Source organism: Streptomyces sp. NPDC048257 (genome assembly GCF_043201855.1).
Classification (GTDB): Bacteria; Actinomycetota; Actinomycetes; order Streptomycetales; family Streptomycetaceae; genus Streptomyces.
This window is the reverse complement of record NZ_JBICZI010000013.1, coordinates 121,843-146,743: the sequence shown is the minus strand read 5'-3', so window position 1 is coordinate 146,743 and position 24,901 is coordinate 121,843. Positions and strand designations below refer to the sequence as shown.

The 24,901-nt window shown below is 71.5% G+C and carries 24 protein-coding genes; 19 read left to right on the top strand and 5 right to left on the bottom strand.

Annotated elements, in window-relative coordinates:
• The first annotated feature begins 32 nt into the window (after positions 1 to 32).
• Positions 33 to 2,231 carry an MMPL family transporter gene (locus ACGFZK_RS24110; protein ID WP_393850922.1) on the top strand — a complete coding sequence of 733 codons (2,199 nt, stop codon included), beginning with the start codon at positions 33 to 35 and terminating at the stop codon, positions 2,229 to 2,231.
• Between the two features lie 93 nt (positions 2,232 to 2,324).
• Here ACGFZK_RS24110 and ACGFZK_RS24105 read toward each other — a convergent pair whose 3' ends face one another.
• Positions 2,325 to 2,765, bottom strand: coding sequence for an SsgA family sporulation/cell division regulator (locus ACGFZK_RS24105; protein WP_393850921.1), 441 nt, complete (start codon positions 2,763 to 2,765; stop codon positions 2,325 to 2,327).
• Between the two features lie 170 nt (positions 2,766 to 2,935).
• On the opposite strand from ACGFZK_RS24105, the gene ACGFZK_RS24100 reads away from it, so the two are divergent.
• The 4 genes from ACGFZK_RS24100 (at position 2,936) to ACGFZK_RS24085 (ending at position 6,840) form a co-directional block, all read left to right on the top strand.
• The gene (locus tag ACGFZK_RS24100) at positions 2,936 to 4,000 is read left to right on the top strand and encodes an energy-coupling factor ABC transporter permease (RefSeq protein WP_393850920.1); all 1,065 of its coding nucleotides are present in this window, start codon (positions 2,936 to 2,938) and stop codon (positions 3,998 to 4,000) included.
• A gap of 1 nt (position 4,001) precedes the next feature.
• Positions 4,002 to 4,763, top strand: coding sequence for a cobalt ECF transporter T component CbiQ (cbiQ, locus tag ACGFZK_RS24095; RefSeq protein WP_393850919.1), 762 nt, complete (start codon positions 4,002 to 4,004; stop codon positions 4,761 to 4,763).
• Positions 4,751 to 5,554, top strand: coding sequence for an energy-coupling factor ABC transporter ATP-binding protein (locus ACGFZK_RS24090; protein ID WP_393850918.1), 804 nt, complete (start codon positions 4,751 to 4,753; stop codon positions 5,552 to 5,554). Before cbiQ ends, ACGFZK_RS24090 begins: the two co-directional genes overlap by 13 nt.
• A gap of 101 nt (positions 5,555 to 5,655) precedes the next feature.
• Positions 5,656 to 6,840 (top strand): serine hydrolase domain-containing protein, encoded by a 1,185-nt coding sequence (locus tag ACGFZK_RS24085; RefSeq protein ID WP_393850917.1) that lies wholly within the window; start codon positions 5,656 to 5,658, stop codon positions 6,838 to 6,840.
• Between the two features lie 36 nt (positions 6,841 to 6,876).
• Here the strand turns inward: ACGFZK_RS24085 and ACGFZK_RS24080 are convergent, their stop codons facing one another.
• Complete coding sequence (locus ACGFZK_RS24080; protein ID WP_393850916.1) at positions 6,877 to 8,553, bottom strand: penicillin-binding transpeptidase domain-containing protein; 1,677 nt, start codon at positions 8,551 to 8,553, stop codon at positions 6,877 to 6,879.
• Between the two features lie 122 nt (positions 8,554 to 8,675).
• Between ACGFZK_RS24080 and ACGFZK_RS24075 the strand changes: the two genes are divergently transcribed.
• The 4 genes from ACGFZK_RS24075 to ACGFZK_RS24060 all read left to right on the top strand — a co-directional run bounded on the left by ACGFZK_RS24075 (position 8,676) and on the right by ACGFZK_RS24060 (position 11,339).
• Entirely contained in the window at positions 8,676 to 9,224 is a 549-nt protein-coding gene (locus ACGFZK_RS24075; protein ID WP_393850915.1) for a GNAT family N-acetyltransferase, read from the top strand.
• Between the two features lie 252 nt (positions 9,225 to 9,476).
• Positions 9,477 to 9,647, top strand: coding sequence for a hypothetical protein (locus ACGFZK_RS24070; RefSeq protein ID WP_393850914.1), 171 nt, complete (start codon positions 9,477 to 9,479; stop codon positions 9,645 to 9,647).
• A 467-nt stretch (positions 9,648 to 10,114) separates the two neighbouring features.
• Positions 10,115 to 10,642, top strand: a complete 528-nt coding sequence (locus ACGFZK_RS24065; RefSeq protein WP_393850913.1) for a hypothetical protein — start codon at positions 10,115 to 10,117, stop codon at positions 10,640 to 10,642.
• Positions 10,626 to 11,339: an HAD family hydrolase gene (locus tag ACGFZK_RS24060; protein ID WP_393850912.1), complete on the top strand. Its 714-nt coding sequence runs from the start codon at positions 10,626 to 10,628 to the stop codon at positions 11,337 to 11,339. Before ACGFZK_RS24065 ends, ACGFZK_RS24060 begins: the two co-directional genes overlap by 17 nt.
• A 702-nt stretch (positions 11,340 to 12,041) precedes the next feature.
• Here ACGFZK_RS24060 and ACGFZK_RS24055 read toward each other — a convergent pair.
• Positions 12,042 to 12,587, bottom strand: coding sequence for a DUF4429 domain-containing protein (locus tag ACGFZK_RS24055; RefSeq protein ID WP_393850911.1), 546 nt, complete (start codon positions 12,585 to 12,587; stop codon positions 12,042 to 12,044).
• 296 nt (positions 12,588 to 12,883) lie between these two features.
• Between ACGFZK_RS24055 and ACGFZK_RS24050 the strand changes: the two genes are divergently transcribed.
• Positions 12,884 to 13,264, top strand: coding sequence for a DUF4352 domain-containing protein (locus tag ACGFZK_RS24050; protein ID WP_393850910.1), 381 nt, complete (start codon positions 12,884 to 12,886; stop codon positions 13,262 to 13,264).
• Positions 13,265 to 13,383: 119 nt separating this feature from the next.
• On the opposite strand, the gene ACGFZK_RS24045 is transcribed toward ACGFZK_RS24050, so the two are convergent.
• Positions 13,384 to 13,824: a hypothetical protein gene (locus tag ACGFZK_RS24045; RefSeq protein WP_393850909.1), complete on the bottom strand. Its 441-nt coding sequence runs from the start codon at positions 13,822 to 13,824 to the stop codon at positions 13,384 to 13,386.
• A gap of 266 nt (positions 13,825 to 14,090) precedes the next feature.
• Here ACGFZK_RS24045 and ACGFZK_RS24040 point away from each other — a divergent pair, with 266 nt between their 5' ends.
• On the top strand, positions 14,091 to 15,011 hold the full coding sequence (locus ACGFZK_RS24040; protein WP_393850908.1) for a restriction endonuclease: 921 nt from the start codon (positions 14,091 to 14,093) through the stop codon (positions 15,009 to 15,011).
• A gap of 111 nt (positions 15,012 to 15,122) precedes the next feature.
• Positions 15,123 to 15,335 carry a hypothetical protein gene (locus ACGFZK_RS24035; RefSeq protein ID WP_190029990.1) on the top strand — a complete coding sequence of 71 codons (213 nt, stop codon included), beginning with the start codon at positions 15,123 to 15,125 and terminating at the stop codon, positions 15,333 to 15,335.
• A gap of 208 nt (positions 15,336 to 15,543) precedes the next feature.
• Here the strand turns inward: ACGFZK_RS24035 and ACGFZK_RS24030 are convergent, their stop codons facing one another.
• Positions 15,544 to 17,313, bottom strand: a complete 1,770-nt coding sequence (locus ACGFZK_RS24030; protein WP_393850907.1) for a dolichyl-phosphate-mannose--protein mannosyltransferase — start codon at positions 17,311 to 17,313, stop codon at positions 15,544 to 15,546.
• Between the two features lie 142 nt (positions 17,314 to 17,455).
• Here ACGFZK_RS24030 and rsmI point away from each other — a divergent pair, with 142 nt between their 5' ends.
• The 7 genes from rsmI to ACGFZK_RS23995 all read left to right on the top strand — a co-directional run bounded on the left by rsmI (position 17,456) and on the right by ACGFZK_RS23995 (position 24,889).
• Entirely contained in the window at positions 17,456 to 18,310 is an 855-nt protein-coding gene (gene rsmI, locus ACGFZK_RS24025) for a 16S rRNA (cytidine(1402)-2'-O)-methyltransferase (protein ID WP_393850950.1), read from the top strand.
• 160 nt (positions 18,311 to 18,470) lie between these two features.
• On the top strand, positions 18,471 to 18,965 hold the full coding sequence (locus ACGFZK_RS24020; RefSeq protein WP_393850906.1) for a hypothetical protein: 495 nt from the start codon (positions 18,471 to 18,473) through the stop codon (positions 18,963 to 18,965).
• Between the two features lie 10 nt (positions 18,966 to 18,975).
• Positions 18,976 to 19,866, top strand: a complete 891-nt coding sequence (locus ACGFZK_RS24015; protein ID WP_393850905.1) for a TatD family hydrolase — start codon at positions 18,976 to 18,978, stop codon at positions 19,864 to 19,866.
• A 282-nt stretch (positions 19,867 to 20,148) separates the two neighbouring features.
• The gene (locus tag ACGFZK_RS24010; protein WP_393850949.1) at positions 20,149 to 21,477 is read left to right on the top strand and encodes a ubiquitin-like domain-containing protein; all 1,329 of its coding nucleotides are present in this window, start codon (positions 20,149 to 20,151) and stop codon (positions 21,475 to 21,477) included.
• An 85-nt stretch (positions 21,478 to 21,562) separates the two neighbouring features.
• Positions 21,563 to 22,483 carry a 16S rRNA (adenine(1518)-N(6)/adenine(1519)-N(6))-dimethyltransferase RsmA gene (gene rsmA, locus ACGFZK_RS24005; protein ID WP_393850904.1) on the top strand — a complete coding sequence of 307 codons (921 nt, stop codon included), beginning with the start codon at positions 21,563 to 21,565 and terminating at the stop codon, positions 22,481 to 22,483.
• Positions 22,480 to 23,397, top strand: coding sequence for a 4-(cytidine 5'-diphospho)-2-C-methyl-D-erythritol kinase (locus ACGFZK_RS24000; protein WP_393850903.1), 918 nt, complete (start codon positions 22,480 to 22,482; stop codon positions 23,395 to 23,397). Before rsmA ends, ACGFZK_RS24000 begins: the two co-directional genes overlap by 4 nt.
• Before the next feature lie 163 nt (positions 23,398 to 23,560).
• A complete protein-coding gene (locus tag ACGFZK_RS23995) occupies positions 23,561 to 24,889 on the top strand; it encodes an acyltransferase (RefSeq protein WP_393850902.1) in 1,329 nt (442 codons plus the stop codon).
• The last annotated feature ends 12 nt before the right edge of the window (positions 24,890 to 24,901 follow it).

The window sequence follows — 24,901 nt, the reverse complement described above, 5'->3', positions numbered from 1 at the left end:
CATCCCACGACCTGAACGGGAGAACCACCGACGTGGCTACCTTCCTCTACCGACTCGGCAGGGGCGCCTTCCGGCGCCGCGGCCTCGTCGCCCTCATATGGGTGGCGCTGCTGTTCGCCGCCGGCTTCGGCGCCGCCTCGGCGGCAACACCCACCTCCGGCTCGTTCTCGATACCCGGTACGGAGGCCCAGAAGGCCTTCGACCTGCTGGACAAGCGCTTCCCGGGCATGGCCGCCGACGGCGCCACCGCCCGTATCGTCATCAAGGCCCCCGAGGGCGCCAAGGTCACCGACGCCGGCCCCAAGGCCGAGGTCGAGAAGATCGTCGCCGGGCTGAAGAGCGGACCGGGCGCGGCGGAGATCTCCTCCGTCGCCAACCCGTACGAGGCCCAGGCCGTGAGCCAGGACGGCTCCACCGCCTACATCAGCGCCAAGTACAAGGTCAGCGGCATGGAGTTGAAGGACGCCACCCGCGACGCGCTCAAGGACTCCGGTGAGGGTGCCAAGGCCGCCGGCCTGAACGTCCAGATCGGCGGGGACGCGCTGATGGCGGCCCCCGAGACCGGCTCCGGCGAGATCATCGGCATCGCGGTCGCCGCGATCGTCCTGGTCATCACCTTCGGCTCGCTGATCGCGGCCGGTCTGCCGCTGCTGACCGCGCTGATCGGCGTGGGCATCGGCGTCTCCTCCATCACGGCGCTCGCCAACGTGCTGGACCTCGGCAACACCACCGCCACCCTCGCGACGATGATCGGCCTCGCGGTCGGCATCGACTACGCCCTCTTCATCGTCTCCCGCTACCGCGCGGAGCTCGCCGAGGGCCGCGAGCGCGACGAGGCGGCGGGCCGGGCCGCCGGTACCGCCGGCTCCGCCGTCGTCTTCGCCGGTCTGACCGTGGTCATCGCCCTGGTGGGTCTGGCCGTCGTCAACATCCCGATGCTGACCAAGATGGGCTTCGCGGCCGCGGGCACCGTGGTCATCGCCGTGCTCGTCGCGCTGACCCTGGTCCCGGCCATCCTCGGCTTCGCGGGCAAGAAGGTCCTGCCCGCGGGCGAGAAGAGCCGGCTGTTCGGCAAGGGCAAGCCGGCGGGCGCGGAGAAGAAGGCCAACGGCGGCACCCGCTGGGCCCGCTTCGTCCTGCGCCGTCCGGTCATGGTGCTGCTGGCCGGTGTGATCGGCCTCGGCGTCATCGCCATCCCGGCGAGCAAGCTGGAGATGGGCCTGCCGGACGACGGCGCCCAGCCGGTCTCCACGACCCAGCGCCAGGCGTACGACCTGCTGTCCGACGGCTTCGGCCCGGGCTTCAACGGCCCGCTGATGGTGGTCGTGGACGGCAACAAGTCGCTCGCCGACTCCACCGTCGACCGGATCAAGGGCCTGGACGGCGTTGTTGCGGTCACGCCGCCGACCCTCAACGAGGCCGGCGACGCCGCGGTGATCACCGTCATCCCGAAGGACCGTCCGTCCTCCACCCAGACCGAGGACCTGGTCCACGAGATCCGCGACGGCAGCGGGGACGACGTCTTCGTCACCGGCGCCACGGCGATGAACATCGACTTCTCGCAGAAGATGAACGACGCGCTGCTGCCCTACCTGGCGCTCGTCGTCGGCCTGGCCTTCCTGCTGCTGATGCTCGTCTTCCGCTCGATCCTGGTCCCGCTCAAGGCGGCCCTCGGCTTCCTGCTCTCGGTCGTCGCCGCCCTCGGCGCCGTCGTCGCGGTCTTCCAGTGGGGCTGGCTCGGCTCGGTCTTCGGAGTGGAGCAGACCGGTCCGATCATGTCGATGATGCCGATCTTCATGGTGGGTGTCGTCTTCGGTCTGGCCATGGACTACGAGGTCTTCCTCGTCACCCGCATGCGCGAGGCGTACGTCCACGGCGAGCGCCCGGGCCAGGCCGTGGTGACCGGCTTCCAGTACAGCGCGCGGGTCGTCGTGGCCGCCGCCGTCATCATGATCGCGGTGTTCGCGGGCTTCATCGGGGCCAGCGAGCAGATGGTCAAGATGATCGGCTTCGGTCTGGCCGTCGCCGTCTTCTTCGACGCCTTCGTGGTCCGCATGGCCATCGTCCCGGCGGTGCTCGCACTGCTCGGACACAAGGCCTGGTGGCTGCCGAAGTGGCTGGACCGGCTGCTGCCGAACGTGGACGTGGAAGGCGAGAGCCTGCGCAAGCATCTGGAGTCCTCGGGCTCCCCGGAGGGCCCGGACAAGGACCGCGAGCTGGTCAACGCCTGATCCCCCGCTGCCGGCCGTCCCGTACGGCCGGCAACACGGCCCGGCCCCGTACCGCCTGATCACCAGGCGGTACGGGGCCGGGCCCGGTTGCGCCTAACGGGTGGCGGCGGCCGCTGCGCGGGCGGGGGTGACGGCGGCGGGCGCGTACGTGCGCCGCAGGAACCGGCGCAGCGCGGCGATGTCGAACTGCACGACGGCGACGCCCTCGGGGGAGTGGAACTCGACGACCGCCTGGACGCGGCCGCAGGGCCAGACGCGTACGTCCCCGGTTCCGGTCGGGGCCTGGAGGCCCGCCTCCAGGAGCGCGCGGGGGAAGACCCACTCGTTGTCGGTGCCCTCGGGGGACAGACCCGCCGGGAAGACGATCCGTACGGCCAGCGGCTCGGCGACGGCGAAGCGCAGCGCGACCGGGATCGTCCGGTAGAGGGGGTCGTCCGTGATGACGCGGGCACGGACCCGCTCCTCGACGCCGGTGGCGGAGGCGGCCGCGGTGGCCGTGGCGGTCGCTGGCGGATTCTCGGCGGTGGCAGACATCGACAAGACTCCTCGAAATCGGAACATTTGCGTCCGTTTGTCCTGTCCAGCCTCGCACATTCCCACGAAAGCGCGCGGTTCTATTTGTGACGCGTCCGCTCTTGCCAACGATTTGCAACTGGGCACTATGGTTGAACAGCTAAAGACTGAGTAAGAAGCGGAGCCATTCCATGCATGTGCCCGACGGATTCATCAACGCACCCGTGTCGGTGGCCGCCGGAGTGGTGGCCGCCGCCGCGGTGGCCGTCAGCCTCCGCGGCGCCCGCCGCGAACTCGACGAGCGGACCGCCCCGCTCGCCGGTCTCGTCGCCGCCTTCATCTTCGCCGTCCAGATGCTGAACTTCCCGGTCGCCGCGGGGACCAGCGGCCATCTCCTGGGCGGAGCGCTCGCCGCGATACTCGTCGGCCCCTACACGGGCGTGCTGTGCGTGTCCGTCGTCCTGCTGATGCAGGGCATCCTCTTCGCCGACGGCGGGCTGACCGCCCTCGGCGTGAACGTCACCGTCATGGGCGTCGTCACCGTCGTCGTCGCCTACGGGATCTTCCGCGGACTGCTCGGGATCCTGCCGCCCACCCGCCGCTCCGTGACCGTGGCCGCCTTCACCGGAGCCCTGCTCTCGGTGCCCGCGGCGGCCGCCGCCTTCACCGCCGTCTACGCCATCGGTGGCACCACCGACGTGCCCATCGGCAAGGTGATCACCGCCATGGTCGGCGTGCACGTGCTCATCGGCATCGGCGAGGCCGCCATCACCGCGGCGACCGTGGGCGCCGTCATCGCCGTACGTCCCGACCTCGTGCACGGCGCCCGCGGGCTGACCGCCCCGCTGAAGCTGCGCGTCGACGGCGCGCTCGTCGACGCACCGGCCGCGGCCGCCGCGCCCGCGGCCACCGGCGCCGGCGCCGGTTCGACCAGGAAGGTGTGGGCGACCGGCCTGGTCACCGCCCTCGTGCTCGCCGGGTTCGTCTCCTTCTACGCCTCCGCCAACCCCGACGGTCTGGAGAAGGTCGCCGCGGACAAGGGGATCGACGAGAAGGCCGAGGAGCACGCAGCCGCGGACTCCCCGCTCGCCGACTACAGCGTCAAGGACGTCGACGACGCCCGCCTGTCCGGCGGCCTCGCCGGGGTCATCGGCGTCGGCGTGACCGTCGTCGCCGGCACCGGGATCTTCTGGGCCGTGCGCCGCCGCCGTACGGAAGACCTCACCGCCACCTCCACCTCCGTCTCGGCAGGCTGACATGGGGGCCGGCCACGCCCACAAGCTCTACCGCCACGGCCACTCGCCGGTCCACAGCCTGCCCCCGCACTGCAAGCTCGCCGCGACCCTGGCCTTCGTCGTGGTCGTCGTGTCCACACCGCGCGAGGCGGTGTGGGCCTTCGGCCTGTACGCCGTCCTCGTCGCGGGGGTGGCGGCCGTGGCCCGGATCCCGGCCGGCTTCCTGCTGCGGCGGCTGCTGATCGAGGTCCCCTTCGTCGCCTTCGCCGTCCTGATGCCCTTCGTGGCCGAGGGTGAGCGCGTCCACGTGCTCGGCATGTCGCTGAGCGTCTCGGGCCTCTGGGGCGCCTGGAACGTCCTCGCCAAGGGAACGCTCGGGGTGGCCGCGTCCGTCCTGCTCGCCTCGACGACCGAGCTGCGGGCCCTGCTGCTGGGGCTGCAGCGGCTGAAGCTGCCGCCGCTGCTCGTCCAGATCGCCTCCTTCATGATCCGCTACGGCGATGTGATCAGCGACGAGCTGCGCCGGATGTCCATCGCCCGCCGCTCGCGCGGTTTCGAGGCGAGCGGGATCCGGCACTGGGGGGTGCTGGCCAAGACCGCCGGCGCGCTGTTCATCCGCTCCTACGAACGCGGCGAGCGGGTCTACCTCGCGATGGTCAGCCGTGGTTACGCCGGCTCGATGCCGGTGATCGACGAGGTCGCGGCCACGCGCAGCCAGTGGGCGTACGCGGCCGTACTCCCGGTGACGGCGCTCGCCGTCTGTCTGATGGGATGGACGCTGTGACTCCTCCTTCCGCCTCCGTCCCCCCGACGCCCCCGGCCCCCTCCCTGGCGGTGTCCGGCCTCGCCTACGCCTATCCGGACGGTCACCAGGCCCTCTTCGGGGTGGACCTGACCGTCGCTCAGGGCGAGCGGGTCGCCCTGCTCGGCCCCAACGGCGCGGGCAAGACCACGCTGGTGCTGCACCTCAACGGCATCCTCGCCGGCGGGGTCGGCTCGGTGACCGTGGCCGGGCTGCCGGTGGAGAAGCGGAACCTCGCCGAGATCCGCCGCCGGGTCGGGATCGTCTTCCAGGACCCCGACGACCAGCTGTTCATGCCGACCGTGCGGGAGGACGTGGCCTTCGGCCCGGCCGCGGCCGGAATGCGGGGCGCGGAGCTGGAGGAGCGGGTCCGGGCGGCCCTGGACCAGGTCGGCATGGCGGACTTCGCCGACCGGCCGCCGCACCACCTGTCCTTCGGGCAGCGCCGCCGCGTCGCGGTGGCGACCGTCCTGGCCATGCGGCCCGAGATCCTGGTCCTGGACGAGCCCTCGTCCAACCTGGACCCGGCCTCGCGGCGCGAGCTCGCGGACATCCTGCGCTCGCTCGACGTGACCGTGCTGATGGTGACGCACGACATGCCGTACGCGCTGGAGCTGTGCCCGCGCTCGGTGATCCTCAGCGAGGGGGTCATTGCGGCGGACGGCCGCACGCAGGAGCTCCTGTGCGACGACGAGCTGATGCGGGCCCACCGGCTGGAGCTCCCCTTCGGCTTCGATCCCCGCACGCCCCTTCTGACACGCCCCTCGCACTGATCCGGGCCGCTGCGGGGGAGTCGGGAAGCAGGGACGTCCGGCAGGCGTTGGACGGTGATGTGGGCGCCGTCGGGGCGCCGTGGCAGGTGCTGGGAGTAGACGTGGACGTCCACGGGACGGTGGCGGAGGGCTTCGAGCCCGTCAGGGACGCGTTCCTGCGCAATTTCGAGGTGCTCGGGGACCGGGGCGCGGCCGTGGCCGTGTACCGCGACGGCCGCAAGGTGGTCGACCTGTGGGGCGGCACCCGGGACGCCGACGGTGACTCCGACGGCGCCGGCGCCGAGCCCTGGACCGCGGACACCGCCCAGCTCGTCCGCTCCGCGACCAAGGGTGTGGCCGCCGCCGTCCCCCTGCTGCTGCACCAGCGCGGACTGCTGGACCTGGACGCGCCCGTGGGCTCGTACTGGCCGGAGTTCAAGGAGGGCGGCAAGGAGCGGATCGTCGTCCGCGACGTCCTCGCGCACCGCGCGGGCCTGCCGGCGCTGGACCGGGGGCTGAGCGCCGCCGAAGCCGCGGACGGGGTGTCCGGAGCGCGCGCGCTCGCCGCGCAGCAGCCCTTCTGGGAGCCGGGCGCCGAGCACGGCTACCACGCGCAGACCTACAGCTGGCTGCTGTCCGAGCTGGTGCTCCGGGCGACCGGCCGCACGCTGGGCTCCCTGCTGGCGGAGGAGATCGCCGAGCCGCTGGGGCTGGAGTTCTGGATCGGCCTGCCGGAGTCCGAGGCCCACCGGGTGGGGCGGGTGGCCCCGGTCGAGCCGCCCGAGAGCGCGGGCATGCTGCGGACCCGGCCGCGGCGAAACGTTTCGCAGGCCTACGCCGACCCGGACTCCCTCACCCGCCGCGCCTTCGCCGCCATCGACCCGGTGCCCGACGAGAACGACCCTGCCTACCGGGCCGCCGAGCTCCCCGCATCGAACGGCATCGGCACCGCCCGCGCCCTGGCCCGCTTCTACGGGGCCACGATCGGCGTGGTCGAGGACGGCGCGCGGATCTTCACCCCGGCCACCACCGCGCTCGCCGCCCGGGAGCACTCCGCCGGGCCCGACCGGGTGCTGGTCGTGAACACCCGCTTCGGCCCCGGCTACATGCTGCACGGTCCGGCCTCCCCGCTGCTCTCGCCGGCCTCCTTCGGGCACCCCGGCCGCGGCGGATCCCTGGCCTTCGCCGACCCGGAGGGGGGCATCGGCTTCGGCTACGTCACCAACGCCCTGGCCAAGTCGGTCACCGCCGACCCCCGGGCGCAGGCCCTGGTCCGGGCCCTGCGCACCGCGCTCGCCGCCGCCTGAGCGGCGGCGAGCCCGGGCCGGGGGACGCCGGTCGGGTCAGGAGGCCTTCAGCACGTCGGCGACGATCGGGCCCGCCGCCTCGTTGCCGTGGCCCCCGCCCTCGACCATGGCCGCCGCGGCCACGTCCCCGCTGAAGCCGGTGAACCAGCTGTCGGGGGCGCTCGCGCCGTCGACCTCCGCGGAGCCGGTCTTCGCGCCCTTGTCGCCGCCGACCGAGGCCATCGCCTTGGCGCCCGTGCCGCTGGTCGCCGTCAGCCGCATCATCTTGACCAGCTGCGCCGACACCCCCGGCTTCATCGTCCGGTCGGCCTTGGCGAGCTCCCGCCCGTCGAACGAGGCCTTGACGATCACCGGCTGGCGGAACACCCCGGTGCGGGCGGTCGCCGTGACCGAGGCGATGTTCAGCGGGCTCATCTGGATCTGGCCCTGCCCGATGTACGCGGCCGCCGCCGCTGCGCCCGTGGCCTCCGGCACGCTGCCGTCGAAGACGGGGACGCCGGCCTTCCACACCTTGCCGATGCCGAAGACCTCGCGGGCCTCCTTCGGGAGCGCCGAGTCGTCGTTCACCGGCTTGATCTGCTTGATGAAGGCGGTGTTGCAGGACTGGGCGAAGCTGGTCGCGAAGGTGGCGTTGTCCAGCTTGAAGTCCTTCAGGTTGTGGAAGGTGCGCCCGGACCACATCACGGTCGGCGGGCACTCGGCGACCTTGTCGGCCGAGACCATGCCCCGGTCGATCAGCATCGCCGCGGTGACGATCTTCCACGTGGAGCCGGGCGCCCGCATGCCGAGCAGGGAGGCGCCGTAGCCGTCCTTGCGGTGGTCCGCCACGGCCAGGATGTCGCCGGTGCTCGGCTTCACCGCGACCACGGAGGCCTCGGGGAACTTCTGTACCGCCTTCTCCGCCGCGGCCTGCAGGTCGGCGTCGAGCACGGTCTGGATCTGCCCGGGCTTTCCCTCCACCAGCGTCAGCAGGTTCCGCTTCGGCGCGTCCTGGGCGGCCGGCTCGATCCACACCTCGGCGCCGGACGTGCCGCCCGCTTTCTCCCCGTACGTCTTGCGCAGGGCGTCCAGCACGGGCCGCAGCGAGGGGTACAGCTCGGCCGTCAGCTCCTTGCCGTTGCGGTCGACCGCCTTGACCGGCGGGCTCGCCGGGGTGCCCGCGCGAAGCCTCTCGTCCTTCTGGAGCTGCGGGTGGATCACCGATGGCTGCCAGTCGACCAGCGGCTTTCCGCTGGTCACCCCGCGTACGACGGTCAGCTGGGAGTCGTAGGCCAGCGGCTTGGTGGTGCCCTCGTAGGTGATCTCCGCCTCGACCTTGAAGGGCACGGTGGTGCCGTTCGGCGTACCGGGGGTGATCACGGCCTTGGACACGTAGGCCTTGGTCCTGAAATCCCCGACCGCGGACTGCGCGGCCGCGGCGTTGTTCGTCAGGTCGGCGGCCACCCGCTCGTCCCCGGCCGCCCACGCGGCCAGGAAGGCCTTGGCGGTCTTGGCGGCGTCCTTCTCGCTGACCGGCCCGCTGCCCTTCTCGGCCTGGGCGGTGGTCTCGCCGTCCCTGCCGTTCTTCCCGTCCCCGCCGTCGTCCGCGATCAGGGTGTACGCCCCGTATCCGGCGCCGCCGAGCATCGCCAGGAACACCCCGCCGACGATGGCACCCTTCGCTGCCCCGTTCACCTTCTTGTCCTCCCCCATGAACCCCAGTTCTCTGAACATGTTCAAAGAACCCTTGGTGCGGACTTTACGCGGTGCAGCCGTCCGGTACGCCGTTGTTACCGGACCGGAACCTCCGGGGAAGGGGGCTTGGGGCCGGCCGCGACCGTCCCTAGAGTGCGGCCGTGGACCTCACCTACCGGCGTTACGCCGCCTCCGATGCCGATGACCTGGTCGCCTTCCTCGCCGGGGACACCTGGCCGTTCCACGGCTTGGCCGTGGTCGACCCGGACCGGGCCCGGCAGTGGGCCGCGGACGGCCGCTACGGCAACGAGGAGAACAGGTCCTTCTGGATCGCCGCCGGCGGCGACACCCTCGGCCTGATCCGCCTGATGGACCTGGGCGACAGCACCCCCGTCTTCGACCTGCGGATCCGGTCCCCGTACCGGGGGCAGGGCATCGGCGGGCGGGCACTGACCTGGCTGACGGAGTACCTCTTCACCGAGTTCCCGGGGATCCGGCGGGTCGAGGGCACCACCCGCCAGGACAACGTGGCGATGCGCCGCACCTTCCTGCGGTGCGGGTACGTCAAGGAGGCGCACTACCGGGACGGCTGGCCCTCGGCCGGCGGTGCGGTCCACGACGCGGTCGGGTACGCGATCCTGCGCCGGGACTGGACCTCCGGTACGACCACGGCCCCCGCGTGGAACGACGAGCCCACGCCGGAGCGCTGACGGCGGCGGGCGGGGCCCGGCCCCGCCCGAACGTGCGTGCACCGGCGCCGTGTTCTAGCGTCGGAAGGGCGGGGGTGACCGCTGCGCCGAGCCGGCCGCCCCCAAAGTGCCCGCTCCACGCCGCCGCCCCCGCCCGTGGTCCGGCGCATCCGCGGATCGCGTGACCGACCGAGAGAGCAGGTGCATCCGCACGCGTCCGTCGGCTCGTATCCCCGGCATCCTGGCAGGACTGGCCCTCGCACTCGGGGCGCCGTGAAGGCCTGCGAGCAGTACGTCGCGCAGTACGACGCGAAGGTGACGGGCGGCGTCGCGGAGGCGTGTTACCAGGGGCAGATCGGCAACCAGACCAGCTGCAATGCCAGCCTCGTCGCGGCCGGCGCCACGAAGGACGTCGCGGCCTCGGCCTGGGAGGCGTTCCGGTAGGGAACGACGAAGGCCCCGGCACCCTCGGGTGCCGGGGCCGCCGTCTTCGCTCCTAAACCCAGGTGTCCAGCCACATCCGGCCCCGCCAGGAGTCCATGGGCAGGGTCTGGCCCGTGTAGACGGGCCAGAAGTAGATGAAGTTCCCTTCCTCTTGGCCGACACGGCCTCGACCAGCGGATTTCCCCGCCGTTGGGGCCGCCGAGCCACTGCTGGGCCGTCTCGGGGCCGTGATCATGGTTTGGAGAGGCCTTGAAGAGGCCAGTCCATCGGCCTCCGGAGTCGCACTGCTGGGCATCAGGCGCGTGTCGATGTCTATGTCAGTTCGACCTCGACCCCGATGAAGCCTTCCCTTTCGAGTGCAAGGGATTGGCCCCCCTAGACGGCCGGCCGGGCTACGGCCTTACGTCGAGCAGGCCTTCGCCAGCCACGACGTCACGATCGACTTCGCAGGATTCTCCAGCGAGACCTTGCACGGCGCGCTGCAGGAGCCGCTCGACAAGATTCGCGTGGGCCGACTGACGCCTTCGCGCATCCGAATCCGCATCCTGGTCCCCGACATGGCCGTACCGCAGGCAGCTCCCGTGCGCCGGGAGGACTGTGGCGACGATCCGCGGCTTCGCGCCCGCATGCACGACATCATGGTCGGCTACACGCGGAGCATCTCCGACGCCATAAGCGAGCTCAGCCACCTCGGACTCGTCCAGGAGAGCGCCGTCGACGTGCGCGTCCACAGCGGAACGCAGTTCTTCAAGCTGTACGTGATCAACAACGAGGATGCCTTCTTCGGCTACTACCCGATCCGCCCGAACAAGGTGGTGGCTCAGGGCGAGGCCATTGAGATCTATGACCTCGTCGGCAAAGACACGATCCTCTTCCACTACTCGCTCAACGATGGCGACTCATCCAGCGGAGCGCAGCAGGTAGAGCAAGCGCGCATGTGGTTCGACAGTGTGTGGGAGACGATCGGAAGGGACGCAAATGCCGACGCAGGCTGACGCACTCGCCGTCGTACTCGGTGCGTCGAAGGCCGTGCTCTTCGACTTCGATGGGCCCGTGTGTGACGTATTCCGTGGCCTAAACGCACCCGACGTCGCCGAGGAACTCGCTGATCTGCTCGCCGTGCTGGCGCCAGCCCTGGAGACGCTCGCGCGGACCACTGATGATCCGATGGAGATCCATCGTCTCTCACAAGAGGGCGGCAGCACTGTCCTTGCGGCAGTCGAGGCCGCCCTCACAGCAGCGGAAATCCGGGCCGTAAGGGCGGCCGGCGACCCCACACCGGGTGCCGTCGACGCCCTCCACGCGGCCCGCTATACCGGCCGACATATCGCGATCGTGAGCAACAACTCCGCTGAGTGCGTCCGCGAGTACCTGACCCAGCACGGGCTCTCGGGGGTCGTCAGCGAGATCATCGGACGTCCCGCGCTGCGACCCGATCTGATGAAGCCATCCCCACATCCACTCCTCAGTGCAGCTTCAGCCCTAGGGGTAGCGCCTGGCCGGACCGTCCTCGTGGGCGACTCCGTGACGGACATCGAAGCGGCGCATGCAGCAGGTGCGAAGAGCATCGGGTATGCGAACAAGGTGCCGAAGCGAGCGTCACTTGCTGACGTGGGTGCGGACGTGGTGATTCTTGGAATGCAGGAGATTGTTGACGCCCTCTGCACCCCGAACGGGATCGAATGGAAGTAGAAGGTCCTCCGGCCAAGACAGTTGGCCCAGGGCGGCAGGCCAGCGCGCAGGTGATCGCACCCACCCGCCAAACTTCGACGAACCCGTTGAACATGAGGAGGTAGTGCGCCAACCTTCCCCATGACCTCAAGTTCCGGCACTTGGTGGGCCGACTGGCCTAAGTTCCTGCCCGGATGGCTGGCGTTCATTGCGACAGTCTTCACGCTGATCCGCTCGTGGTGGATACGCCGCAGCCATCTCGCCCTAGGCCCCGACGACGACGCTGCCAGAGAAGCCCTCGTCGCTGCCCGAAGGCTGTTTGAAGACATCACGTCTGCCGGGGGCCAACGCGTCTACTGGTGGACGAAGGAAGATCGCCGTGAGACCTTCCGAACGGTCCGCGACCTTGCCGAGCGACGGGGGGACAGCAGGCTGAAGGCGGCCATGCTCGGAGTCGCCGACGCTGGGGACGAAGCGTTCGCTTCGGCGCCCCCCAACAGAGCCCGCTTGACGTGGGTTGGGCAAGAACCTTCACCTCATGATCGGACTGAGGCAGCGGCGGATGCACAGCAGTCCCAGAAGCAGGTTGACTCTGCCAGCAATGGACTGAGGCTGGTGGAAGAAGCGCTCAGCCGTCTGAACGATTTGGAGCGGCGCACAACGGGCCACTAGTGCACAGAAGGACAGAGGTCCCCAAGAGAAATTCTGGGGACCTCTGTCGTGCTACTGGCTGAGAAGGCGGACCTTCTGCTGGTCGAACTCTCCCTGAGTGAGTAGTCCCTGCTCGACCAGGCTCCGCAATTTAAGAAGCTCGTCTGCGACTGACACAGGCGTACTCGGCGCCCCGCCCTGGGGTGCATGTTGGGCAGCGATCGCTTGGTCGAGCGCCGCCCGAAGGCGCTCGAACTCCGGCTGCTGCTGCTTCGTGAAGACGACGCTGTTCTCATCCTTGCTAGCGTCGATCGTGCGGGCACCTTTCAGAGCCTGCCGATCGGCTCCGCCGATGGAGAACTGGATGAAGCCGTTCACCAGAGCGCCGGCAGGCTTCCACTGCACCGCGCTGACCTGGGAGACATGCAGTCGCTTCTCACCCCTGCCGTGCGTGGCACGCGCGAGGAATCCCTTTCGGGTGATGGTGATGTACTGGCCGTCGAACACGAGCTGTCCGCCGGAGCCTGACACTTCAATCATGGCTGCCCCCTTCAACGTCGGGTCGCCATCATCCGGCACCGCGGGACCTGCGCGGAGGTGAATCACAAAGACGGCCACGAGGACATCTCAATCCCCAAGTACCTCCATCTCTGAGACTTCGAGGCAGCGAAGCGAGATGATCGCCCTCAATGCGAGAGTGGCTGAGGGGAACCATGCGAATCCGTACCATCACTGTCGGGGCGTGCTTGATCATTGGCCTCACTGCCTGCTCAGAACCCGCAGACTCGGCTGGCCGAGCCAGCCGCACAACCCCGACGCCCAAGGCTGAGACACCAGCCCCGGCGAAACCCACGCCAGCCGCCCCACTGCGAATCGGCGAGGAAGCCACGTGGGGAGGAGGCACGCAGGACCCAGTGAGCGGCACAACGGTCGTCCTAACCTACGAGCAACCCGTCAAGGGCGTCACGGCACCCGGGGACGGTCTTGGCGTCGATGATGGCGTGTGGGCCGCCGTCGAGGTCAAGGTCTGCAACAAGCAGGGGCCCGATATCAACAGTGATCAGCAACCGTGGTCGCTGGCCTTTGCCGACGGGACTCGGACGCAGACAACCGGATTGAACGGAGGGGACTTGCCCAAGCCCGAATATCCGACGCTCCCCACCGTGGTCAAAGCCGGTGACTGCCTCCGCGGGAAGATCCCGTTTCCTGTTCCAAAGAATCAGCGACCCACAAAGATCGTCTATCGCCCAGCGAGCGCCCTGACGTCCACCGAGTGGACCGTCCCAGCGTCGTAGGGCGTCCAACCGCAGCGTGGGTGGGAAGGATCCGGGCTCCTGCGGCGAAGTGTGCGTTCGCGGGGCCAGCGACGCCGGCGGGGGTGCCGAAGTGCCGTCCCCGCGCGGCGTTCCTGAGGTCAGCTCTGACTCTTCATCCAGACGAATAGGCGACCTTCGCCCAGATCTATGGAGACTTGGCCCGGCATCAGCGTCGGATGGCTCTGCCGCGGTTCAGGAGCCGGGCCCGTCCTCACCGTGGTCTGCTGTGCGTAGAGGGGCTCGGGGCCGCAGTCCTCGCCTGTGGCCTCAGCGCGCGCTAGTGCCCACAAGCGGTTGAAGAAGGGGATCTCCTCCTCGATCCGCACGGCAGCGTCGAAGGCCGCCAGCGCCGAAACGACCTCCTGTAGGCGCTGCCGCCTGTGTACGTGCGGAGCGCTCATGACTCGCTGCACGGTCGTGAGCGACAGATGGCTCTGCTCGGCGATCTCGCGGAGTGAGGGTTCGCCGCAACGCCGGGAGAGCCAGCGGAGGGCCTGCCGTAGCTCCATTTGCGCCTCACCTGCAGGCACTTCCGACACGGATGGACTGTCCACTCCGTCCGGCTCCTCTCGCGATTACGTCGACTCCGTTCCTGGATCGTTTCAGGTTTCCCCGCCGTCGTGGCGACGTTGTCCCGGACTTGCCCCATCGCGCCCACAGCGGGCTGGGGCAGTCGGAGGATGCTGCCCCAAGCGGGAACTCGCCTGCCGCCCTCGGCCGTTGAGGGGAAGCGCATCGAGGCGCGGCCCCGCTAGGGTATACTTTTTGGCATCAGATTCGACCTAAACGCGTGGAGCTGGAGAGAGTGGGGGCACCGATCGAAGGGGACTGGGACATCGCCGTGGGCGAGGTCGTCAAGCGGGCGGATCTCCACGCGAAGTACGGAGGCAGGCGGCAGGGCGGAATCGGGCCGTCGCGCGTGACCCCGAACGTGTTCGCGTTCAGCAACCCCGGGGAGGGACGCAAGCACGGGTACTTCGACGGCTGGGGTGAGGATGGCTGCTATCACTACGCCGGCGAGGGCCAGCGCGGCGACCAGAAGATGACGCAGGGCAACCTGGCGATCTTGACCCACGAGCGTGAAGGGAGAGCCCTTCGCCTGTTCCAGGGTGTCTCGTCCGGGCACTGCCGCTACGTGGGCGAGTTCACGCTGGCCACGGATCGGCCGTGGTACCTCACGGAGGCTCCCGAAACGAATGGCGGCCCCGTCCGTAGCGTGATCATGTTCCGGTTCGCGCCGATTGCCACGGAGCCGCCCCCGAGGTCGCAGCTTCCGCACACTCCTTCGTCAGCCCCGATGATCGAGGCGATCGACGTGGAAGCCCAGTACACCGAGCGCACGCTCGTTGATCCTGCGCGCGAACCGCACGAGGCCGAGAGGGTCGAGGCCAAGCTCGTTCGTGAATTTGCCGAGCATCTCCGACTGCAGGGGCACGAGATCACGCGTCAGCGGATCGCTCCGAGCGAGGTCGCGAAGTGGCTGTTCACCGATCTGTACGACGCTACGACGAACTGCCTTTACGAGGCCAAGGGCTCCGTAGCGCGCGTTGCCGTACGCATGGCTATCGGGCAGCTCCTCGACTACGCGCGCTTCCTGCCGCAACCCAAGCTTGCTCTGTTGGTGCCCTCACGCCCAGAGCCAGACCTACTCGCCCTGTGCGCTCACGTACAGGTCACCGTCGTATGGCCGGAAGGGGACGGCTACGTAGCCACGGACGCGGCGTGAACCGCGGACACCGCAAATTGGTGTCGAAGTAGCGAGCAGGCCACCCGCGGCGCCTGGTAACGATGCGGGTGGCCCCTGCTCACAGCCCTTGCAGACAGGAGCAAGTTCAGTATGTCCGAAAGCATGGAGGGGCGCGTAGCCCTGCTCGTGTGGGCCACGATGTTCGTCAGCGTGCTGAGCGCCGGCGTCACACTCGTGCTCTTCGGGGGGCAGACCCCCACCGAAGCGTCCCTCTTCGTCGCCCCCTTCTTGATGGCGGTACAGCACTTCAACCGCGGACCGGCCCTGCCGCCCGCGGTCAAGCGGCGGGCTGACCGCCAGTAGCCGTCAAACCCGACGGCCCGACTGCCGGTGGGATTCGTCCAGGTCCTCTCGGCCGGTCCCCACCTGCTTGCTTCGGTCGACAACGCTGCATACGCCGGAGCGGGGCCGTCTGTGGGCCGTCGAGGGGCGGCCCAGGACGGCCGGCGACCACCAGCAACAACCACGACGGGCCCGGCGCCATCAGGTGCCGGGCCCGTCGTTTTGGCTGCTAGACCCAGGTGTCCAGCCACATGCGGCCCCGCCAGGAGTCCATGGGCAGGGTCTGGCCCGTGTAGACGGGCCAGAAGTAGATGAAGTTCCACGCGATCAGCAGGACCAGCACCCCCGCACCGATCGCGCCCAGCGCCCGCCGTCGCTCGCTCGACCCGGCCGGGCCCAGCAGGGCGCCGATCATCATCGCCACCGCCAGGCACAGGTACGGGACGAAGACGACCGCGTAGAAGTAGAAGATCGTCCGCTCCTGGTAGTTGAACCAGGGCAGCAGACCCGCCGCCAGGGCGCACGCGATCGCGCCCGCCCGCCAGTCACGGCGGAAGAACCACCGCCACAGCACGTACAGCAGCGCGAAGCAGCCCGCCCACCACAGCAGCGGGGTCCCGAGGGCCAGGACCTCGCGGGCGCACTTGCCCGCCTCGGTCGCCGGGCAGCCGTCGGTGCCCGGTTCGGGGGACTCGTAGAAGTAGGAGACCGGCCGGCCCAGGACCAGCCAGCTCCACGGGTTGGACTCGTAGGTGTGCCCCGAGGTCAGGCCGACGTGGAAGCTGTACACCTCGGTCTCGTAGTGCCACAGGCTGCGCAGCCACTCCGGCAGGAACCCCAGCGAGCTGCCCTGGTCGTACTTGGCCGCCCAGTCGCGCAGGTAGCCGCCCTTGCCGTTGTCCGGGCTGAAGATCCAGCCCGACCACGAGGCCAGGTACGTGACGATCGCGACCGGCACGGTGGACACGAAGGCGGGCAGCGCGTCGCGGCGCAGCATCGAGGAGTACGGGGCACCCGCACCCGCGGTGCGGCGCGCGGCGGCGTCCCACAGGACGGTGAGGAGGCCGAAGAAGGCGAGGACGACGAAGCCGTTCCACTTCGTGCCCGCGGCCAGACCCAGGCAGACGCCGGCCAGGATCCGGTACGGCCGCCAGCCCAGCCGCAGGCTCTCGGCGATCTTCGCGTCGGGCCGGGTCCGGCCCTCCTCGTCCACCGGCAGCGCGTCCGCGAGCCGGGCCCGGGCCCGGTCACGGTCGATGAGCAGGGCCCCGAAGGCGGCGAGCACGAAGAACATCAGCACCAGGTCCAGCAGCGCCGTGCGGCTCATCACCAGGTGCAGGCCGTCCACCGCGAGCAGCGCGCCCGCCAGGCAGCCGAGGAAGGTGGAGCGGAAGAGGCGGCGCCCGATCCGGCACAGCATCAGCACCGACAGGGTGCCGAGCACGGCGGTCATGAACCGCCAGCCGAAGGGCGTGAACCCGAACATCCACTCGCCCAGCCCGATCACCCATTTGCCGACGGGCGGGTGCACGACGTAGCCCGGATCCGCCGGGAGGGCGACCCCGGCCGGGTTGGCGAGGATCGACTTGTCGATGTCCTTGGGCCAGCTCGCCTCGTAGCCCTGCCGGATCGTGGCCCAGGCGTCCTTGGCGTAGTACGTCTCGTCGAATATCACCGCCTTCGGGCTGCCCAGGTGCACGAACCGCAGCACCCCGGCGACCACCGCCACCAGCAGCGGCCCCACCCACGAGACGACCCGCTGCCAGGTCCCCCACACCTCGGGCGGCAACCCGAAGGTCATCCACAGCTGCTTGGACGGCTTGGCGTACGGGGGCACCAGGCGGGTGCGGACGTCCGCGCGCGCGGACGCGGCGGCCGGCGGCACGTAGCCGAAGCCGCGCAGCCGGCGCAGCCAGGTGGGCGGCTCATCTTCGCGTTCCGCCCATGAGGCGGGCGGGGCCCCCGCGGGGCTGGGCGGCGGCGTCGCGGTACTGGTCACCGGCACATCGTAGGGAAGAGATCTGTGGGCGCCACCAGTGGCGGGGGGCGTCGGGGCCCGGGGCTGAGAGGATGGGCGGGTGACGACTGACCAGCCCCGCGGTACCCAGCCCCCCTCCACTGCCGTCGCGGCCGAAGGCCCGATGGGCACGCTCGTGCTCGCCGGTACCCCCATCGGCGATCTCGCGGACGCCCCGCCGCGCCTCGCGGCCGAGCTGGAGCGGGCCGATGTGATCGCCGCCGAGGACACCCGGCGGCTGCGCCGGCTGACCCAGGGGCTCGGCGTGCACACCACCGGGCGTGTCCTGTCGTACTTCGAGGGCAACGAGTCCGCGCGTACCCCGGAGCTGGTCGAGGCCCTGGCCGGCGGGGCGCGCGTCCTGCTGGTGACGGACGCGGGCATGCCCTCGGTCTCCGACCCCGGCTACCGGCTGGTCGCCGCCGCCGTGGAGAGGGACATCAAGGTCACCGCCGTGCCCGGGCCGTCCGCGGTGCTCACCGCGCTCGCCATGTCCGGGCTGCCGGTGGACCGGTTCTGCTTCGAGGGCTTCCTGCCGCGCAAGGCGGGGGAGCGCCTCGGCCGGCTGCGCGAGGTCGAGGGGGAGCGGCGCACGCTCGTCTACTTCGAGGCCCCGCACCGCCTCGACGACACCCTGGCCGCGATGGCCGAGGTCTTCGGGGCCGACCGGCGGGCCGCGGTGTGCCGTGAGCTGACCAAGACCTACGAGGAGGTCAAGCGCGGCGGGCTCGGCGAGCTCGCGGCCTGGGCCGCCGAAGGGGTGCGCGGGGAGATCACCGTCGTGGTCGAGGGAGCACCGGCGGCCGCACCCGGCGATGTGGACGACGAGGAGCTGGTGCGCCGGGTACGGGTGCGCGAGGAGGCCGGGGAGCGGCGCAAGGAGGCCATCGCGGCGGTCGCGGCCGAAGCCGGCGTACCCAAGCGCGGCGTGTTCGACGCGGTCGTCGCGGCAAAGAACGCGGCACAAAAGGTGCCGTAGACAGGTAAAGAGCTAACCTGAAAGGCAAAGCTCAGACCGCGCACCGGGCAGTTTCGGAATGAGTCGCCCAAGGACCGTCCAACAGTAGACAGGGCCTGATGCGCTCCCGCCTGAAGAGGCGTCCACTGGCAATGGCACCAGTGGAACAAGAGGAGCTGGCATGAGTGAGATCGCAGACACCCCGGTACCCGTCCCCGCCGCAGTCCCCGTCGCGGTGACCGCCTCCGACGTGCACACCGTCCACGAGGCCTACTCCTTCGCGTGCATGAAGTGCGGGTACGGCTGGGAGCAGGCGTACGCGATCGAGCACCACGTCGACGCCAAGGGCGAGCCGTTCATCATGTACACGGTCAACGGCGAGCGGGTGCCCTCCCCCCTGTCCAACCCGACCTGCCTGAACTGCGGCGGACACGTCGTACGGATCATGCGGGCCGGGCAGGTCTCCTCGGTGCTGGGCATGATCGACCACCTCTACCACCACCAGATCGCCCCGGGGATCGCCGGCCCGGTGCCGGCCGGTGTGAACCTCCCCCGGCAGCCGAAGCCGCACAAGCCGGCCCGGCGCCACGACGCCCCCGGGCCCGTGGCCGTCGACCCGGCCGGGGAGCGCCGCGGCCCGCTCGCCCGTCTGAGGGGGCTCTTCCGCCGGTCATAAGATCGGCCGTATGAGCACTCGCGTGGAGAAGACGCAGCCGAAGGACGCACCGCCCCCGCTGCCCGAGCCCCTCCGGGTGGCGGTGGCGGACTCGCACACCCACCTGGACATGCAGGCGGGCACCGTCGAGGAGGGCCTCGCCAAGGCCGCCTCGGTGGGCGTGACCACCGTCGTCCAGGTCGGCTGCGACGTGAAGGGCTCCCGGTGGGCCGCCGAGACCGCGGCCGCGTACGAGAACGTTCACGCGGCTGTGGCCCTGCACCCGAACGAGGCCCCGCGGATCGTGCACGGCGATCCCGACGGCTGGTCGCGGCAGGGTGCCCGGGCCGGCGGCGGCGAGAGCGCGCTGGACGAGGCACTGGCGGAGATCGAGGCGCTGGCCGCGCTCGACCACGTGAAGGCGGTCGGCGAGACCGGGCTGGACTACTTCCGCACCGGACCGGAGGGGATGGCCGCGCAGGAGCGTTCCTTCCGCGCGCACATCGAGATCGCCAAGCGGCAGGGCAAGGCGCTCGTCATTCACGACCGGGAGGCCCACGCGGACGTGCTGCGCGTCCTGCGCGAGGAGGGCGCCCCGGACCGGACCGTCTTCCACTGCTACTCCGGGGACGCCGACATGGCCCGCGAGTGCGCGGCCGCCGGGTACTACCTGTCCTTCGCCGGGACCGTCACCTTCAAGAACGCGGCCCCGCTGCGCGAGGCACTGGCCGTGGCCCCGCTGGAGCTGGTGCTCGTCGAGACCGACGCGCCCTACCTGACCCCGGCGCCGTACCGCGGACGGCCCAACGCGCCGTACCTCATTCCGCTGACGGTCCGGGCGATGGCCGCGGTCCGCGGCATCGACGAGGACGCGATGGCCACCGCGCTGGCGGCCAACACGGCCCGCGCCTTCGGCTACTGATTCCCCGCCGCTCCGACACGCTGGGTAGTCGTACCGCTTTGGAGCGTGACGACTCCTCCGCTAGGGTGCCGTGCCCGCACCAGAGGGTGCCGGATCACCAGTGGAGCGAGCGTCGTGAGCGATACGCAGGGCAGTCACCGCCGTGGCGGTCCCCTCCCCGAGGCGTACGAGGCCCAGCCCTTGGCCTGGCCGGCCGGTACGGGCGAGCCCGGGCCGCCCGCCGCGTGGGACCCGGACCCCGCGGTCCCGGCCCCGCGCGGCGGTCGCCGCCGCCGGGGCGGCATGTCACCGGGCGAGCTCGCCGAGCTGGCCGAGCTGTCCGAGGCCGACACCCTGGCCGCGGCGCCCGTGGCCCCCGGCCCGGGCCGCCGCCGGGCCGCGAGCCCGGTCGCCACAGCCGTCATCCCGGCCCCCGCACCCCCCGCACCCCCCGCACCCCCCGCACCCCTCGCGCCCGCCCTCCCCGTCACCCCGGGCGCCGGGACCGGCCGCCGGCGCGCCCCCGCCCAGGTCCCCGGCACGAACTGGCGGCGGATCGTGCCGCAGGCCCTCGTCGTCGCCTTCCTCGCCGGCGGCACCACGTCCTTCGTGGCCGCCGACAAGTCCGTACGGCTCACCGTGGACGGCGTTCCGCGCACCCTCCACACCTTCGCCGACGACATCGGCGAGCTGCTCGCCTCCGAGGGTCTCGGCGTCGGCCCCCACGACCTCGTCGCCCCCGCCCCCGGCGAAGCCCTCGGCGACGGCGAGGAGGTCGTCGTCCGCTACGGCCGCCCCCTGCGCCTGACCCTCGACGGGCAGCACCGCCAGGTGTGGACCACGGCCCGCACCGTCGAGGGCGCGCTGCGCCAGTTCGGCATCCGCGCCGAGGGCGCCTACCTCTCCAGCCCCCGTACCGCACCCGTCCCGCGCGCCGGGCTGGCCCTCAGCGTCCGCACCGAACGCAGCGTCACCTTCATGGCCGACGGCCGCGAACGCACCATCCGCACCAACGCCGCCACCGTCCAGGAGGCCCTCGACCAGGCCGGCATCACCCTCCGGGGCCAGGACACCACCTCCGCGGCGCCCACCGACTTCCCGCGCGACGGCCAGACCGTCACCGTGCTCCGCATCACCGGCACCCGCGAGGTCCGCGAGGAGCGCATCCCGTACGAGACCGAGAGGGTCAAGGACCCGGGGCTCTTCGCCGGCACCGAGGTCGTCGAGCGCGTCGGCCGTCCCGGGGCGCGCAGGGTCACGTACAGCCTGCGCACCGTCAACGGGGTCCGGCAGAAGCCGCGTCCCATCGCCGACGAGGTCGTCCGCGAACCCGTCACCCAGCTCGTCAAGGTCGGCACCAGGGCGCTGCCGAGCTCCGTCGCCGGCGCCGACGGCCTCAACTGGGCGGCCCTCGCCCAGTGCGAGTCCGGCGGACGCCCCTCCGCCACCGACGCCTCGGGAACCTACGGCGGGCTGTACCAGTTCGACGTCCGCACCTGGCAGGGCCTCGGCGGGAGCGGCCGCCCGCAGGACGCATCGGGCGCGGAACAGACGTTCCGGGCGAAGAAGCTCTACGTGCAGCGGGGGGCCAGTCCGTGGCCGCACTGCGGCCGCAGGCTCACGTCGCAGTGAGCGGTGGGGCGGAAGGCGCCGCCCCGCCCGGGCGCGACACCCGGTCCGGCTCGGGATCACTCGGCCGATCTGAGACGCTTTACCGGTGAGCACCGCAGAGCAGCAGCCCGAGAACCCCGAGAACACCTCCCCCGGCACCCCCGACGCCCTCCTCGGGCCGGCCGACATCAGGGAGCTGGCCGCCGCCCTCGGCGTACGCCCGACGAAGCAGAAGGGGCAGAACTTCGTCATCGACGCCAACACGGTGCGCCGGATCGTGCGCACCGCCGGGGTCCGCCCCGACGACGTGGTCGTCGAGGTCGGCCCGGGGCTCGGCTCGCTGACGCTCGCGCTGCTGGAGGCCGCCGACCGGGTCGTCGCCGTCGAGATCGACGACATCCTGGCCGCCGCGCTGCCCGCCACCATCGAGGCCCGGATGCCCGCGAAGAAGGACCGCTTCGCGCTGGTGCACTCCGACGCGATGCTCGTGACCGAACTGCCCGGCCCGCCGCCGACCGCGCTCGTCGCGAACCTGCCGTACAACGTGGCCGTGCCCGTCCTGCTGACCATGCTCGACCGCTTCCCGACCATCGAGCGGACGCTGGTGATGGTGCAGGCGGAGGTCGCCGACCGGCTGGCCGCCGAGCCGGGCAACAAGGTCTACGGGGTGCCCTCGGTCAAGGCCAACTGGTACGCGCACGTCAAGCGCGCCGGTGCCATCGGCCGCAAGGTCTTCTGGCCCGCCCCGAACGTCGACTCCGGTCTCGTCTCGCTCGTGCGCCGCACCGAGCCGATCAAGACCACCGCCACCAAGGCGGAGGTCTTCGCGGTCGTGGACGCTGCCTTCGCCCAGCGCCGCAAGACGCTGCGCGCCGCGCTGGCCGGCTGGGCCGGATCGGCGGCGGGCGCGGAGGCCGCGCTGGTCGCCGCCGGTGTCTCGCCGCAGGCCCGCGGGGAGTCCCTGACGGTCGAGGAGTTCGCGGCGATCGCCGAGCACAAGCCGGCGGCGGAGAGGCCCGCACTGTGAGCGCGCCCCGCGCGGCCGTGACCGTACGGGTCCCCGCGAAGGTCAACGTCCGGCTGGCGGTGGGCGCGGCCCGCCCCGACGGCTTCCACGACCTGGCCAACGTCTTCCTCGCGGTCTCCCTGCACGACGAGGTCACGGCCACCGCGGCCGACGGCCTGACCATCACCTGCACCGGCCCCGACGCCGGCCAGGTCCCCCTGGACCGCACCAACCTCGCGGCGCGCGCCGCCGAGATCCTCGCGGCCCGGGCCGGGATCGAGCCCGCCGTCCACCTCCACATCGCGAAGAACATCCCGGTGGCGGGCGGCATGGCGGGCGGCAGCGCGGACGGGGCGGCGGCCCTGCTGGCCTGCGACACCCTGTGGGGCCTGAACACCCCGCGGGCCGAGCTCCTCGACATCTGCGCGGAGCTCGGCAGCGACGTCCCCTTCAGCCTCGTCGGCGGGGCCGCGCTCGGTACCGGCCGCGGTGAGCTGCTGACCCCGGTGGAAGCCGGGGCGTTCCACTGGGTGTTCGCGGTGGCCGACGGCGGCCTGTCCACCCCGGCGGTGTTCCGCGAGTTCGACCGGCTCGCCGAGGCCGAGGGCAGGCAGATCCCGGAGCCCGAGGCCTCGCCGGCGCTCCTGGCGGCCCTCGCGTCGGGCGACGCGGACGCGCTGGCGGCGGCCCTGGCCAATGACCTTCAGCCCGCGGCGCTGTCGCTGCGGCCGTCCCTGGCGGACACCCTGGCCGCGGGCGTGGACGGTGGTGCGCTCGCCGCGCTGGTCTCCGGCTCGGGCCCGACGACGGCGTTCCTGGTCGCGGACGAGGAGGCCGCCGCCAAGGTCGCGGCCGCGCTCGAAGCCTCCGGCACCTGCCGTGCCACTCGCGTGGCGTCCAGCCCGGCGCCGGGTGCCACCGTCCTGCCGTCCTGACCCTGCGGGTCCGCTGCCGGGGCTCCGCCCCAGACCCCGCCCCGAACGCCGGCGGGGCCGGAAGCGAGGCGCGGGTCCGGGCGGAGCACCGGGGCAGTACTCAGGCCCGGGTTGAGTATCCGCACCCTGTCGGGAGACGCCCGGCAGGGGCGACCGTGGCCCCATGACAGCCAGCGCACGCGACATCGCCGATGCCACCCCCGCCGACCGCGACCGGTACGTCGACCTGCTGCGCGTCGCCTCCCTCGGCACCGTCATCGCCGGACACTGGCTGATGGCGGCCGTCAGCGGCGACGGCATAGGGAATCTGCTCGCCCTCGTGCCCGCCCTCCAGGTGCTCACCTGGGGGCTGCAGATCATGCCCGTCTTCTTCTTCGTCGGCGGGTTCTCGCACGCGCTGTCCTACCGCTCCCTGGCCCGCCGCACCGACGGACCCGTCTACGCCGCCTTCCTCCGCGCCCGGCTCCAGCGCCTGTTGCGCCCCACCCTGGTCTTCGTCCTCGTGTGGGCCGCCGCCGCGCTCGCCGTGCAGCTCGCCGGCCGGGGCGGCGGACCGCTGACCGGGGCCGCGCTGCGGCTGGTCACCCAGCCGCTGTGGTTCATCGGGATCTACCTCGCCATGGTCGCCTTCACCCCGCCGCTGCTGAAGCTGCACGAGCGCCACGGCTGGGCCGCCTTCGCCGCGCTGGCCGGGGCGGCCGCGCTGGTCGACGTACTGCGCTTCGCGCTCGGCGTCCCCTACGTGGAGTTCCTGAACTTCGCGCTCGTCTGGCTGGCCGTCCACCAGCTCGGCTTCCTGCGGGCCGACGGCCGGATCCGCCGGCCCGCCGTCCTCGCCGCCGCGGGACTGGCCTCGGCCGCCCTGCTGGTGGCGTACGGCCCGTACCCGCTGTCCATGGTCGGGATGCCCGGCGAGAAGGTGTCGAACATGGCCCCGCCCACCCTGGCCCTGCTCTGCCACGGCCTGTGGCTCGTCGGCGCGGTCCAGCTGGCGGCCGGGCCCGCCACCGCCTGGCTGCGCCGCCCGCGCGTCTGGCGCGGGGTCGTCGCGGCCAACGGCCTCGCCATGACCGCCTTCCTGTGGCACCTCACCGCCATGCTCGGTGTGTACGGGGTGCAGCTCGCCCTCGGCCTGGCCCTGCCGGCCCCCGCCACGGCCGCCTGGTGGGCGCAGGTCCCGGTACGGATCCTGGCCGCGGCCGCGCTGACGGGCCTCCTCGTCGCACTCTTCCGCCGCTTCGAGGCGCCCCGGCCCAGTACGCCCGCCGCCGCCCGGCGCAGCGGCGGCCCCGTCGCCGCCCTCGGCATCACCCTGTGCCTGCTCGGCATCCTGGGCCTGTCCATGACCGGGCTCGGCGGTCTGCTCGACGGTCACAGCGCCACCCTGATCGCCCTGCCCGTCACCGCGCCGGCCGCGATCGCGATGGCGCTGGGCGGCTGGTATCTCGTGGAACGGTCAGCCCCGGCCCGGAGGGTTAGGCTGAGGGGCTGATCCACACCCCTT

Excerpts from the sequence above, each read along its gene's own strand:
- ACGFZK_RS24060 (WP_393850912.1), top strand. The coding sequence starts at position 10,626 with ATGCCGACGCAGGCTGACGCACTCGCCGTCGTACTCGGTGCGTCGAAG.
- ACGFZK_RS24035 (WP_190029990.1), top strand. The coding sequence starts at position 15,123 with ATGTCCGAAAGCATGGAGGGGCGCGTAGCCCTGCTCGTGTGGGCCACG.
- ACGFZK_RS24010 (WP_393850949.1), top strand. The coding sequence starts at position 20,149 with ATGTCACCGGGCGAGCTCGCCGAGCTGGCCGAGCTGTCCGAGGCCGAC.
- cbiQ (WP_393850919.1), top strand. The coding sequence starts at position 4,002 with ATGGGGGCCGGCCACGCCCACAAGCTCTACCGCCACGGCCACTCGCCG.
- rsmI (WP_393850950.1), top strand. The coding sequence starts at position 17,456 with ATGGGCACGCTCGTGCTCGCCGGTACCCCCATCGGCGATCTCGCGGAC.
- ACGFZK_RS24020 (WP_393850906.1), top strand. The coding sequence starts at position 18,471 with ATGAGTGAGATCGCAGACACCCCGGTACCCGTCCCCGCCGCAGTCCCC.
- ACGFZK_RS24100 (WP_393850920.1), top strand. The coding sequence starts at position 2,936 with ATGCATGTGCCCGACGGATTCATCAACGCACCCGTGTCGGTGGCCGCC.
- ACGFZK_RS24015 (WP_393850905.1), top strand. The coding sequence starts at position 18,976 with ATGAGCACTCGCGTGGAGAAGACGCAGCCGAAGGACGCACCGCCCCCG.
- ACGFZK_RS24105 (WP_393850921.1), bottom strand. The coding sequence starts at position 2,765 with ATGTCTGCCACCGCCGAGAATCCGCCAGCGACCGCCACGGCCACCGCG.
- ACGFZK_RS23995 (WP_393850902.1), top strand. The coding sequence starts at position 23,561 with ATGACAGCCAGCGCACGCGACATCGCCGATGCCACCCCCGCCGACCGC.
- ACGFZK_RS24080 (WP_393850916.1), bottom strand. The coding sequence starts at position 8,553 with ATGTTCAGAGAACTGGGGTTCATGGGGGAGGACAAGAAGGTGAACGGG.
- ACGFZK_RS24090 (WP_393850918.1), top strand. The coding sequence starts at position 4,751 with ATGGACGCTGTGACTCCTCCTTCCGCCTCCGTCCCCCCGACGCCCCCG.